Genomic DNA, 12,934 nt, shown 5'->3' on the forward strand with positions numbered 1-12,934 from the left:
GATCTGTTTACACAAGCCGCTTTTACAGAACCTTGGCTTCGTTCTTCAGTTTGTCCACGAGCTCGTCCACGGAGCCCACCTTGATGCCGCCCTTGCGCTCGGCCGGCGACTCGACCTTGAGCAGCGTGAGGCTGCTCGCCACCTCGACGCCGAGATCGGCCGGCGACTTGACGTCCAGCGGCTTCTTCTTGGCCTTCATGATGTCGGGCAGCTTGGCGTAGCGCGGCTCGTTGAGGCGCAGATCGGTGGTGACGATGGCCGGCAGGGTCAGCTCGACGGTCTGCAGGCCACCATCGATCTCGCGGGTGACCTGGAGCTTTCCATCACCCCCGTCGCCGCTGACTACCACCTCGGAGGCGAAGGTGCCCTGGGGCAGGCCCGCCAGCGCGGCCAGCATCTGCCCGGTCTGGTTATTGTCGGTATCGATCGCCTGCTTGCCGAGAATGACCAGCTGCGGCTGCTCCTCCTCCACCACCTTGGCCAGCAGCTTGGCCGCGGCCAGCGACTCGACGCGCTCCTCGGTCTCGACGTGAACGGCCCGATCGGCGCCCAATGCCAGCGCGGTGCGCAGCTGCTCCTGGGCGGCCTTGGGACCGATGGTCACGGCCACCACCTCGGTGGCGACCCCGCGCTCCTTCAGGCGCACGGCCTCTTCCACGGCGATCTCGCAGAAGGGGTTCATGGCCATCTTGACGTTGGTCAGGTCGACGTCGGAGTGATCCGCCTTGACCCGGATCTTGACGTTGTAGTCGATGACGCGTTTGACCGCGACAAGGATCTTCATGCGTGTTCTCCCGATTGTGACCAGCTTAGCTGGGATGATGAGTGTCAAGCTGCCCTTACCGCTGGCGATCACCACGAAGCGAACAGGAACCAGCCTGACAACAGCGGAATGCAGGCCAGCAGAAAGCGTGCATTCCAGCGATAGCCGATGTGGGTCGAGGCCACCCCGGTAAAGCGCGACAGGATCAGCATTGAGGCCGTCATCGGCGACGACATGAGGGCCAGTGCCCAGCCCACCATCAGGGCGGCGCCGGTCAGCGCCGGCGTCAGCCCCTCGATAGGCAGTGAGGGAAGCAGGCCGACGAGCAGCGTCACGGTAACGATCGGGTTGATCCCGATCTGGGCCAGACCCACCACCAGCAGCATCGCCAGCACCGCATTGCCCGCCCCGAGCGGCTCGATGACCGCCTGCAGCGGCCCCAGGCTCTCTACCGGCACCAGCGCCACGCAAAGGTGGCCAAGGTAGCCCGCCGCCCCCAGTACCACGATCTCGTTGCCGATGGGTGCCACCAGCCAAGGTAGCTGACGGCGCAGGCTGGCAAGTGCCGCCGGCAGGCCCAGCATGCCGATCCGGCGTCGCTGCCAGGCAAGCCAGACGATGGTGCTGACAGGCGCTCCGACCAGGGCGGCAATCGGCAGCCGTAGTTCGAGCGCCCAGGCCAGCAGGAACACCAGCGAGACGATGCCCAGCAGCAGCAGGCTGAATTGTCCCAGTGGCAGCAGCGAGGGGGGCGAAGCGGCATCGCGGTGTGCCGCAGGGTGTGGGCCGGTGAGGTAGTCGACGCTCCATCCCACCACAAAGATCACCCCCGCGGCACCGATCACAAAGGGCGCCAGGTCGATCCAGCGCAGCGCCGGCAGGCTCGAGAGCACGACTGCAACGCCGATCCCCATTGGCGAGATCAAGGGTGCCAGCGAGAACCCGCGCAACAGGGCCAGCATCATGCGTCGCTGACGCGCCTGTCGCACCCAGGTACGTCCCTGAGCCGCGGCCAGGGTGTTGCTCTTCTCGATCATGCCGGCGAAAAGATTGAGCACCCCGATGTTGAGGATGATGCCGAACAGCGCCGAGCCGGCGGAAAGGATCGGGTAGCGGCGCCCCGGCGGCTGCAGCAACATGGCCTCGCCGCAACGGCGCACCAGGCGTGAGCGATAGGCCGGCAGGCGCAGCAGGCTCAGTGCCACGACGAAGGTGGCGAAGAAGGCGAAGCGCCCGCTCGCCTCGAACAACAGCCTTCCCGGCGCCTCGGCCTGCCACAGCGCCACCAGGCTCGCCAACCCTGCAGCCAGCAGCAGGCCGCGGGCCATGCGCGATAGTCTGCCTCGCAGCGTGGCCAGGTAGCCCGCCAGCGCGATGACCCCCAGGGCCTGGAGCATGACGCTGCCGTAGACGAGATGCCACAGGGTGCACAGCGTGACGACCAGCAGCAGGCCCGCGCGCAGGCGTGCCGCCGTCACCCGGGCAAGCCCTCCGGCGACTCGCTGCCGCTGCGGCGCCGGAAGGATCCTTCGGCGATGGCCAGCAGCTCGCCATCGGCGTCGATGACTTCGCCGCTGGCCATGTAGACCTTGCGCCCGCCGCCGCGCAGTCTGCCGGTGGCACGCAGCACGCCGGCCCCGGCGGGACCGACGAAGGTAGTGGTGAGCGAAAGCGTCATGCCGCGGCGCACCCGCCCGGGTGCGTCACAGTAGAGCCCGGCGAGGCTAAGGGCGCTGTCCAGCATCGAGGTGAGCACCCCGCCGTGCACGATGCCGCTGCGATTGAGGTGGCGCTCGTCGGCCACCAGCTCGACCACGGCGACTCCCTCTGACCACTCCACCACCTGCATGCCGAGCAGTTCGTGGTATCCCATCAGCGCTCGGGAAGCGGCTGCACTCATGCCGTGTCCTCCCGACCGGCCATGTCGCGCAGGCGACCCTTGAGGATCTTGCCGCTGGCAGTGGCCGGCAGCGTATCCATCAGGATCAGCCGAGTGGGACGCTTGTACGGTGCCAGCCGAGGGCCAATGAACTCGCGCAGCTCGGCCTGGCTAAGCGTGGCGCCAGGCTCGCACTGAACGAAGGCGATCACTTCCTCGTTGCCATCCACCTGGCGTCCCACCACGGCGGACAGGGTCACGTCCGGGTGTTCGTTGATCACCGCTTCCACGTCGGGCGGATAAATGTTGAAGCCGGAGCGGATAATGAGCTCCTTGCTGCGGCCGACGATATAGAGCTGGTCATCCTCGTCGAAGCGCGCGATATCGCCGGTATTCAGCCAGCCGTCCTCGGTCAGGCAGGCCCGGGTGGCCGTGGGCTGGCGAAAGTACCCCTTCATCACGTTGGGGCCGCGAACCCAGAGCTCACCGGCGCCCGCATGGTCGGGCTCGTCCTCGCCACCCTCCCCGAGGGGCTCGAGGCGATACTCCAGCAGCGGAAGCACACGGCCTACGGTGTGGGTATCGAAGTGATCGTCGATGCGGGTCTGACTGATGGTCGGGCTAGCCTCTGTGAGGCCGTAGCCGTTGTGCAGCGTAAGGTCGAACAGCGACTGGACTCTCCGCTTGAGGTCGCCGTCGAGCGGCGAGCCGCCGGCGGAGATGTAGCGCAGTGCGGGGGCGACGAGGGGGCGCTCTTCACGGCGCAGGAACTCCAGCGTCCGCGCGAACATCGCCGGCACGCCCTGAAGCACGGTGATGTGCTCATGTTCCAGCGCCGCCAGCATGGCGGTGGCGTCAAAGCGTGGCACGGTGTAGAGACAGGCGCCATTGTAGAGCGAACCCATGCACACCGAAGAGAGGCCGAACACATGGGACATCGGCAGTACGCCGTATACCCTTTCGCCTTCGCGAAGGTGGCGCATGCCTCCCGAAAGCGAAGCGATATAGAGGATCCCGCGATGGGTCAGCATCACTCCCTTGGGGGTGCCCGTGGTGCCCGAGGTGTAGATCATTGCCGCCACCTGGTCGGCACCGCTGGTCGCGACCGGCTCTGCCTCCACCCCGTTCGACGGTGAGAGTCGCAGTTGACCGAGCGTGGGATGTTCGAACGCCTCGGCGCCATGACGCTGGCCATGGGCCTCCGCCTCGGGGGACGCCTCGCTGGTGTAGAACACCCTTCGCGGCTGACAGTTGTCGCGGATTGCATCGATCTCCTGGGCGGAGAGCCGGGAATTGACGATGGCGACCCAGACATCGCACTCGCTGGCTGCCAGCAGCAGTGCCACCAGCGCCCGGCAGTTCTCGCTGACCGTCATGATGCGATCGCCCGGACGCACACCCAGCGTGGCAAGCCATTCGGCGGCGGCACGAATTTCTTGTCCCAGCTCGGCGTAGCTCCAGCGTATTTCGCCGTCAACCAGCGCCGGCAAGTCGCCCAGTCGCTCGGCATTCTCCAGCACCCGGGTACTCAGGCGCTGGGGGAGCTCGTCCACCAGCTCACTCGCCAGGCGGCCGAAGATGGCTTCGTCAGGCGCCCGGCGAGCCGCCAAGGGGGCCTTCAGCTCGCTTGCGTGGGCCATCAGCTCACCTCCCGCACCATGTTGCGGGCGATCACGACCTGCTGGATCTGGGTCGTGCCTTCGTAGATGCGGAACAGACGCACGTCGCGGTAGAAGCGCTCCACGGCATATTCGGAAATGTAGCCGGCGCCGCCGTGGACCTGTACCGCACGGTCGGCCACGCGCCCGACCATTTCGGCGCAGAACAGCTTGCAGCAGGAGGCCAGGGTCGAAACGTTCTCTCCCTCGTCCTTGCGTCGGGCGGCGTCGAGCACCATGGTGCGGCCGGCATAGGCCTCGGTCTTGCTGTCGGCCAGCATCGCCTGGACCAGCTGGTGCTCGGCCAGCGACACGCCGAACTGCTTGCGTTCGATGGCGTAGGCGAGGGATTCCTCGACCAGGCGCTCGGCGACGCCGACGCAGACCGCCGAGATGTGCAGGCGGCCGCGGTCGAGCACCTTCATCGCAGTCTTGAAGCCCTGCCCTTCCTTCCCGCCGATGATGTTCTCGGCCGGCACCCGGCAATCCTCGAAGATGATGTCACAGGTATGCGCGCCTTTCTGACCCATCTTCTTGTCCGCCGGGCCGCGCTTGAGACCGGGGGTGTCGCCCTCGACGATGAAAGCCGTGATGCCTCCGGCACCCTTGTTGCCGGGATCGGTGCGCGCCATCACGGTAAAGACATCGGCGTGGGGGCCGTTGGTGATGAAGCGCTTGGTGCCGTTGAGTACATAGTGATCGCCGTCACGCACCGCCGTGGTGCGCAGGCTGGCAGCATCGGAGCCGGAATCGGGCTCGGTCAGGCAGAAGGAGCTGAGCAGCTCTCCGGTGGCCAGGCGCGGCACGTATTTCGTCTTCTGCTCCGGGGTCCCGTCGATCAGGATGCCCTGGGCGCCGATGCCGTTGTTGGTGCCGAAGATCGAGCGAAAGGCCGGTGAGGTCTTGCCGATCTCCATGGCAACAAGGACTTCCTCCTCGAGCGTCAGCCCCAGGCCGCCGTACTCTTCCGGGATCGACAGGCCAAACAGTCCCATCTGCTTCATTTCCTCTAGCAGCTCGGGGGGCACGGCATCCTCCTCCGCCAGCCGCGCTTCATTGGGAATAAGCCGTTCGCGCACGAAACGAGAGATGGTATCGATGAGCTGATCGAGTACTTCAGGATCGCGAATCATGTCATGTCCTCACGATGATGACGGCTGGACCGAGTCCCACTGGCCCTTGAAATTCTTGACTCTCTCTGCCTTTATTTCGCTAAGCAGAATGAAAGTCCGCAGAAGTTGCCAGGCACTGTTGCATAGCCTAGGATGATCGTCAACTTTGCGGAATCATGTTCCGCATTACGAAATGCTAAACAGGACCAGAGAGGACGCCAGCATGTCGAATGGCACGTCGCCCCAGCCCACCCCCTTCCATACCCTGGGGATCGTCGGCACCGGCGCCATGGGGCGCGGCATCGCCCAGATCGCCGCTCAGGCCGGCCTGACCGTCTACCTCCATGATCTGCGTGAAGGCGCTGTCGCAGAAGCGCAGGATTTCATCGGCGGGATGTGGTCTCGCGGGGTGCAGAAACAGCGTCTCAGTGAAACCGAGGCCGAGCGCTTTCGTGCCAGTCTCAAGGAAGCAGCGACCCTGGAGGACCTGGCCGGCTGCGATATCGTGATCGAAGCCATAGTCGAGAAGCTTGACGCCAAGCAGGCGCTGTTCGAGCAGCTCGAAGGGATCCTCGACGAAGGGGCGGTACTGGCGACCAACACCTCTTCGCTTTCAGTGACAGCGATCGCCTCGACCTGCCGCCTGCCGCAGCGGGTGATCGGCTTCCATTTCTTCAACCCCGTGCCGCTGATGAAGATCGTCGAGGTGATCCCGGGCCTGCGCACCGCGCCGGAGGTTACCGAGCGGGTCGCAGCGCTGGGCCAGGCCATGGGCCACTTCACCGCCCGCGCTACCGATACGCCGGGTTTTCTGGTCAACCATGCCGGACGTGCCTTCGGCACCGAGGCCCTGCGCCTGCTCGGCGAAAGCGTCACTGACCATGCCACGATCGACCGCATCCTGGTCGATCAGGGGGGCTTTCGCATGGGCCCGTTTTCCCTGCTCGATCTCACCGGCCTCGACGTTTCGCACGCGGTCATGGAGTCGATCTACCACCAATACTACGAAGAGCCGCGTTTTCGCCCTTCTCCGCTGACTCGCCAGCGCCTGACAGCAGGCCTGCTGGGGCGCAAGAGCGATGAGGGCTTCTATCGCTACCTCGACGGCAAGCCCCAGGTGCCTGAGGAGGCGCCCCTGCCCGAGGCCCAGCCGCATCCCGTGTGGATCGGCGCCGAGGATGACGCGTCCCGCCGGCTGCTCACGGACCTGGTAAGTGCTGCCGGTTGGCCCCTGGATAGCGGCGAAGTGCCAGCGACGGATGCGCTGTGCCTGATTGCCCCGCTGGGGGAAGATGCCACGAGCTGCGCCTTGCGCCTGAACCTGCCTGCCGAGCGCTGCGTGGCGGTGGACATGCTGGCCGGCCTCGAGCGCCGCCGTAGCCTGATGACCACGCCTGCCACCCAGATGCAGTACCGCGATATCGCCAGGGCCCTGCTGGGCTACGACGGCACGCCAGTGAGCGTGATGAACGACAGCAACGGGTTCGTGTTGCAGCGGGTGGTGGCGTGCATCGTCAACGTCGGCTGCGACATCGCCCAGCAGGGCGTGGCCGAACCCGCCACCATCGATCGCGCCGTGGAACTCGGGCTCGGCTATCCCCGTGGGCCTCTGGCCATGGGCGACCATTACGGCAACCGCCGCATTCTAACCATTCTCGACAACATGCTGGCCGCCACCGGTGACCCGCGCTATCGCGCAAGCCCCTGGCTTCGCCGTCGAGCCATCCTCGACCTGCCGTTGACTTCGGCTTGATGCTGCACAAGGAGAATTCCATGCCAGACGCCTATCTGTACGACGGCCTGCGTACCCCCTTCGGCCGCCATGGCGGCAGTCTCGCTCCCGTGCGCCCGGACGACCTGCTCGGCCACGTGCTCAAGGCACTGGTCGAGCGCAACGCCTTCTCGCCCGACGCCTATGAGGAAGTGCTGGCCGGTTGCACCAATCAAGCGGGTGAAGACTCACGTAACGTGGCCCGCCATGCGGGCCTGCGAGCCGGACTGCCGGTATCCGTGGCGGCGCAGACCGTCAATCGCCTCTGTGGCAGCGGACTCGCCGCGGTGATCGACGCCGCCCGCGCCACCCGCCTCGGCGAGGGCGAGCTGTTTCTCGCCGGCGGGGTGGAGTCGATGTCCCGCGCCCCCTATGTCCTGGGCAAGGCGGAGTCGCCCTTCGCCCGTAACCAGCCGATGTACGACACCGTGATCGGGTCACGCTTTCCCAATCCGTGGATCGCCAAGGAGTATGGCAGCCACAGCATGCCCGAGACCGCCGACAACGTGGCCCATGACCTCGGGATCGGCCGCGACGCCAGTGATGCCTTCGCGGCACGCTCTCAGGCGCGCTACGGCGAGGCACTGGAGCGTGGCTTCTATAGCGGTGAACTTTTGGCCATCGAGGTTCCCCAAGGGCGCAAGCAGCCGCCTCTGGAGGTGAGCCGAGACGAGCATCCGCGCCCCGGAACGGACGCCGACAAGCTGGCACGCCTCGGTCCGCTGTTCGAAGACGGCGTGGTAACAGCCGGCAATGCGTCGGGCCTCAATGACGGTGCTGCGGCCTTGGTTGTCGGCAGCCTGGCGGCCGGTGAGCGGGCGGGCGTCGCACCGCGGGCACGCATCGTGGCCAGCGCCGTGGACGGCGTTGAACCCCGGGTCATGGGCCTGGGGCCGGTGCCAGCCAGCCGCAAGGCGCTCGAGCGGGCCGGCCTCACCCTGGACCAGATGGACGTGATCGAGATCAACGAGGCCTTTGCCGTGCAGGTGCTGGGCTGCGTAAAGCAGCTAGGCCTCGATGCCGACGACAGTCGGCTCAACGCCAACGGTGGTGCCATTGCCATCGGCCACCCCCTCGGCGCCTCGGGCGCACGCCTGGCCCTGACCGCCCTGCGTCAGCTGGAAGCCAGCGGCGGGCGCTACGCCCTGATCACCATGTGCATTGGCGTCGGCCAGGGCATCGCCTGCGTCATCGAAAGGGTAAACGGCTGAAACCACGACGCCCCGGGCCGGTCCGCCAACGGACCTTGTCCGGGGCAATATGCGATACTGCGCCAAACGATTTCGCGACAGGGAACCGCCATGAACGAACCCGCCCCGCTGGATGACGCTACCCCGCCGACCAAGGACCGCAACTTCGTCACGGCCCTGGCCCGCGGCCTGGAGCTGCTGCGGGCCTTTGGCGCCGGTGAGGAATACCTCGGAAATGCCGAGCTTTCCAACCGTACCGGCATCCCCCGCCCGACGGTATCGCGCCTGACCTACACCCTGACCCAGCTCGGCTACCTCAGGCACAACACCCGGCTGGAGAAGTATCGCCTGGGGCCCGGCATCCTGGCGCTGGGCTATCGCTTCCTGGCCAGCCAGGGGATCCGCGAGATCGCCCGACCCTTCATGCAGCAGTTCGCCGAGGCGACGGACTGCAACGTAAGCCTCGGGGCGGCGGACAAGACGGACATGGTCTATATCGAAAGCTGCCACGGCAGCGGCCCGCTGATCGTCAGGCTCGATGTGGGCTCACGGCTGCCAATGGCAACGACGGCGATCGGCCGTGCCTGGCTCTGCGGGCTTTCCGAAGCGCGTCGGGAGGCAGCGCTTGTCGAACTGGCCAAGGCGCATGGTAGCGACTGGCCAGCGCTGGAGAAGGGAATCAGGCGCAGCCAGGAAGAGTATGCCCGTCACGGCTTCTGCCTGTCCGAGGGCGACTGGCAATCCCAGATCAGCGCCGTCGCCGTACCACTGGTGCTCGAGGATGGCGCCGAGGTGATGGCGATCAACTGCGGGGGGGCCGCCCATCGCCTCGGTCACTCCATCATGCTCGATAACCTCGGGCCGCGGCTGAAGGAAGTCGCACGTCGCATACTCGGGGAGTTGCGTCACGGCGGTGGCTAGCAGCAGGCTCGATCGCTCCGCCTCGCTGTTACCTCACTGAATATGAGGATATAGTGATCGTCACAGGCCTTGCCGGCACCATGCAACCTTCTCAAGGGGTGATGAACGACTCACATGCCTGACACCGTTTCTCGTCCCGGCACGCTCGAGCAGCAAGACGAGCGACTGAGCGCCGTCGGTGACTGGACGCTAGCTCACTACGCCAGGCTGCGGGAGGCCGTGGTGCGCGCCCGCGGCGTCGAAACCGTAGACCTGGCAAGGCTCGGTGAGCTGGACACGTCAGGAGCCGCGCTGCTTGTCGAGTTGCTGGGCCCTGACAGCATTGCCAACATCGGCGAGTGGGCTCCCGCTCTCCCCGCCGAACGCCAGGCCCTGCTGAAAGCGGTTGCCGAGGCGACACGGACCCCGCTGACAGCTCCCCCCAAGCCGCGCATCACTCCCCTGACGGCGTTGGCCGGACTCGGTGAGTTGGCCGTACACCTGGCACGACAGCAGCTGCAGCTCGTGGCCTTCATTGGCCTGACGCTCAGCACCCTGTTCGCAACGCTCCTAACACCCTGGCGCTGGCGGGTCACCGCCCTGGTCGCACATGTCCAGCAGACCGGGCTCAACGCCATCCCCATCGTGGCGCTATTGACCTTCCTGGTGGGGGCGGTGGTGGCCTTCCTCGGCGCCACGGTGCTGCGCGACTTCGGGGCCACCATCTACACGGTAGACCTGGTGACCTACTCCTTTCTGCGGGAGTTCGGCGTCCTTCTTGCTGCCATCCTGCTGGCAGGTAGAACCGCCAGTGCCTTCACCGCTCAAATAGGCTCGATGAAGGCCAATGAGGAGCTGGATGCCCTGCGCGCCCAGGGCCTCAATCCTGTCGAGCTGCTGGTGTTGCCGAGGGTGCTGGCAATGATGATCAGCCTGCCAATCCTGACCTTGGTCGGGATGCTGAGCGGGATGCTGGGAGGCGGCCTGGTATGCGCCCTTGCCCTGGATATCAGCCCCACCCAGTTTCTCAATATCCTGCAGCGAGATATTCCCCTGCGTCATTTCCTGATCGGCATGGTCAAGGCGCCAATTTTCGCTTTCCTGGTCGCGGTGATTGGCTGCCTCGAGGGTTTCAAGGCGGCTGCCAGCGCCCAGTCGGTTGGCGAGCACACCACCTCAAGCGTCGTGCAATCGATTTTCATGGTGATCCTGCTCGATGCCTTGGCTGCGCTGTTTTTCATGGAGATGGGGTGGTGAGTCAAGCGAATGAGCCCGTCATCGAGATCCGCGGCCTGGTCAACCGCTTTGGCAGCCATGTGGTGCATGAGGACCTGGACCTGGATATTTGCCGCGGCGAAATTCTCGGCGTGGTGGGCGGTTCAGGGACCGGAAAGTCGGTTCTGCTACGCAGCATCGTCGGCTTGAAGCGCCCCGATGGCGGCTCCATTCGCGTCTTCGGCGAGAACCTGCAGCGCCTGGCTCCCGCCAGGCGCGCCAAGGTCGAGCGTCGCTTCGGTGTGCTTTTCCAGCGTGGTGCCCTGTTCACTTCCCTCAACCTCCAGGAAAATGTCGCCCTGCCGCTGATCGAGCATGTGGGCATGCCGCGCACCGATGCCGAGCGTCTCGCTCGACTGAAGCTGGCCCTGGCGGGTCTGCCGCCCGACGCGGCGCGGCTCAACCCGGCTGAGCTCTCCGGCGGCATGGTCAAGCGTGCCGCGCTGGCCCGCGCGCTGGCCCTCGACCCCGAGGTGCTGTTTCTCGACGAACCCACGGCCGGACTCGACCCGATAGGTGCCGCTGCCTTCGACCGCTTGATCCTGACTCTGCGTGATGCCCTGGGTTTCAGCGTCTTCCTGGTCACCCACGACCTCGATACGCTGTACTCGAGCTGCGACCGGGTCGCGGTGATTGGCGACAAGCGGATACTGGTCGCCGATACGCTGTCAGTGGTAGAACGCACCGAAGACAGTTGGATTCGAGAATACTTTCACGGCCCCAGGGGGCGGGCAGCCAGCCAAGCCGCAAGCAACCCGTCGGCATTGCACAGGGAGAAGCGTTGATGGAAACCCGCGCGCACCATGTCGTCATCGGCCTGTTCATCGTGCTGACGGCCGTTGGCGGGACACTGTTTGCCCTATGGCTCAACCAGAGTACTCGCGACCAGGCCTACACGGAGTACGAAGTGCTCTTCAATCACGGTGTCAGCGGCCTCTCGGAGGGCAACGCCGTGGAGTACAGCGGCGTCCGCGTCGGCGACGTCCTCGATCTTCGCCTCGACCCAGCCGACCCACGCAACGTGAAGGCCATCATCCGGGTGGAAAGCCAGGTGCCCATCCGCCAGGACACACGGGCACGCCTCGCCTTGGCCAACATTACCGGCAGCATGTCCATCCAGCTCCACGGTGGCACGCCAGAGAGCCCGCTACTCGTTACCCGAGCAGGTCACCCGCCTCGCATCGTCGCCGACCAGTCTCCACTGGGCGCCCTGCTCAGCGACAGCGAGGAGCTGCTGGGCAATGTCAATCGCGTACTCTCACGCCTGGAAGCCGTGCTCTCTGACGAGAACGTGGCAAGTGTCGAGCAGATACTGGCCAACCTGGAACGCACCACGGCTCAGTTTGCCGCCATCGGCGATGCTCCCGGTCGCGTCGCAGAAAGCATGGCCGACGTTTCCCAGGAGGCGGCGCGTGCCTTGGCGGAATTCCGTGAATTGGCCAACCGCACCAGCGGCATGATGCAGGGCCAGGCAGAGGGCATCATGGTCGACGCCCGTCAGCTCACCTCCAGCCTGGCCCGAACGGCTCAGAGCCTGGAATCATTGCTGGAGGAGAATCAGGAGGCCCTGGAAAGCGGCATGCGCGGTGTCCAGGGGCTCGGACCGGCTACCCTGGAGTTGCGCAACACCCTCTCGGCCCTCAATCGGCTGGTGCGCCGCATGGAAGACAATCCACGTGATTTCCTGCTGGGTCGTGATCGGGTCGAGGAGTTCACCCCATGAAGCGCACTTCTACTCTGGCCGGTGTACTGTTGGCTGCCTTCAGCCTGACACTGGCGGGTTGCAATCTGGTGCCGGAGCGCCAGTCCACGGCTCTGTACAATCTACCTGCTCAGGCGATCGAACCGGCCGCTCCGGGGGTCGATACCACGCTGCGCCTTTCAACACCCAGGGCCAGCGGTCTGCTGGAAGGCTCACGTATCGTCGTCGAACCGCAACCCAACCAGCTACGGGTCTATCAGGGGGTTCGCTGGTCCGACACCATGCCACAGCTCGTCCGCGATCGCTTGGTCGACGCCTTCCAGGACGATGGCCGAATCCCGCGCCTGGCGCATGCGGAAAGCACCGTGTCGGCGGAAGTGGAGCTGCTCAGCGACCTGCGAACCTTTCACAGCGTGTATGACGGTGCGCTCCCCGAAGCCGTGGTACGGCTGGATGTCCGCCTGGTCGAAACCCGTTCACAGCGGCTCATTGCCAGCCAGCGATTCAGGCAGCGACACCAGGCCGAAAGCGAGGCCATTCCTGATGTCGTCACGGCCTTCGGCGCGGCCACGGACAGGCTGGTCGGTGAGCTGGTCGACTGGACCGTAAGCCAGCTCGGCAACCGCTGAGTCTGCCCAACCTCCCCATGAATTATAGATACTTGGTATAAATGCCGAGCGGTTA

The 12,934-nt window shown here is 65.5% G+C and carries 12 protein-coding genes; 7 read left to right on the forward strand and 5 right to left on the reverse strand.

Annotation, left to right across the window (positions count from 1 at the left end; translation table 11 throughout):
• Positions 1 to 22 precede the first annotated feature (22 nt).
• The 5 genes from H1D44_RS00995 to H1D44_RS01015 form a co-directional block, all read right to left on the reverse strand.
• Entirely contained in the window at positions 23 to 784 is a 762-nt protein-coding gene (locus tag H1D44_RS00995; RefSeq protein WP_181512982.1) for an electron transfer flavoprotein subunit beta/FixA family protein, read from the reverse strand.
• A 68-nt stretch (positions 785 to 852) separates the two neighbouring features.
• Positions 853 to 2,241 (reverse strand): hypothetical protein, encoded by a 1,389-nt coding sequence (locus tag H1D44_RS01000; protein WP_181512983.1) that lies wholly within the window; start codon positions 2,239 to 2,241, stop codon positions 853 to 855.
• On the reverse strand, positions 2,238 to 2,663 hold the full coding sequence (locus H1D44_RS01005) for a PaaI family thioesterase (RefSeq protein ID WP_181512984.1): 426 nt from the start codon (positions 2,661 to 2,663) through the stop codon (positions 2,238 to 2,240). The genes H1D44_RS01000 and H1D44_RS01005 overlap by 4 nt, the downstream gene beginning before the upstream one ends.
• A complete protein-coding gene (locus tag H1D44_RS01010; protein ID WP_181512985.1) occupies positions 2,660 to 4,282 on the reverse strand; it encodes a class I adenylate-forming enzyme family protein in 1,623 nt (540 codons plus the stop codon). The genes H1D44_RS01005 and H1D44_RS01010 overlap by 4 nt, the downstream gene beginning before the upstream one ends.
• A complete protein-coding gene (locus H1D44_RS01015) occupies positions 4,282 to 5,433 on the reverse strand; it encodes an acyl-CoA dehydrogenase family protein (RefSeq protein WP_181512986.1) in 1,152 nt (383 codons plus the stop codon). The genes H1D44_RS01010 and H1D44_RS01015 overlap by 1 nt, the downstream gene beginning before the upstream one ends.
• A gap of 202 nt (positions 5,434 to 5,635) precedes the next feature.
• On the opposite strand from H1D44_RS01015, the gene H1D44_RS01020 reads away from it, so the two are divergent.
• The 7 genes from H1D44_RS01020 to H1D44_RS01050 all read left to right on the forward strand — a co-directional run bounded on the left by H1D44_RS01020 (position 5,636) and on the right by H1D44_RS01050 (position 12,879).
• Positions 5,636 to 7,165: a 3-hydroxyacyl-CoA dehydrogenase gene (locus H1D44_RS01020; protein WP_181512987.1), complete on the forward strand. Its 1,530-nt coding sequence runs from the start codon at positions 5,636 to 5,638 to the stop codon at positions 7,163 to 7,165.
• Positions 7,166 to 7,185: 20 nt separating this feature from the next.
• Positions 7,186 to 8,394 (forward strand): 3-oxoadipyl-CoA thiolase, encoded by a 1,209-nt coding sequence (locus tag H1D44_RS01025; protein WP_181512988.1) that lies wholly within the window; start codon positions 7,186 to 7,188, stop codon positions 8,392 to 8,394.
• Between the two features lie 90 nt (positions 8,395 to 8,484).
• The gene (locus H1D44_RS01030) at positions 8,485 to 9,294 is read left to right on the forward strand and encodes an IclR family transcriptional regulator (RefSeq protein ID WP_181512989.1); all 810 of its coding nucleotides are present in this window, start codon (positions 8,485 to 8,487) and stop codon (positions 9,292 to 9,294) included.
• A gap of 114 nt (positions 9,295 to 9,408) precedes the next feature.
• Entirely contained in the window at positions 9,409 to 10,530 is a 1,122-nt protein-coding gene (locus H1D44_RS01035; protein WP_181512990.1) for an ABC transporter permease, read from the forward strand.
• Positions 10,527 to 11,333: an ATP-binding cassette domain-containing protein gene (locus H1D44_RS01040; RefSeq protein WP_181512991.1), complete on the forward strand. Its 807-nt coding sequence runs from the start codon at positions 10,527 to 10,529 to the stop codon at positions 11,331 to 11,333. The genes H1D44_RS01035 and H1D44_RS01040 overlap by 4 nt, the downstream gene beginning before the upstream one ends.
• Entirely contained in the window at positions 11,333 to 12,271 is a 939-nt protein-coding gene (locus H1D44_RS01045; RefSeq protein ID WP_181512992.1) for an MlaD family protein, read from the forward strand. The genes H1D44_RS01040 and H1D44_RS01045 overlap by 1 nt, the downstream gene beginning before the upstream one ends.
• Positions 12,268 to 12,879 (forward strand): ABC-type transport auxiliary lipoprotein family protein, encoded by a 612-nt coding sequence (locus H1D44_RS01050; protein ID WP_181512993.1) that lies wholly within the window; start codon positions 12,268 to 12,270, stop codon positions 12,877 to 12,879. The genes H1D44_RS01045 and H1D44_RS01050 overlap by 4 nt, the downstream gene beginning before the upstream one ends.
• Positions 12,880 to 12,934: the final 55 nt, after the last annotated feature.

Origin of the sequence: Billgrantia kenyensis, from assembly GCF_013697085.1 — a bacterium.
In the GTDB taxonomy this organism is placed as follows: Bacteria; Pseudomonadota; Gammaproteobacteria; order Pseudomonadales; family Halomonadaceae; genus Halomonas; species Halomonas kenyensis.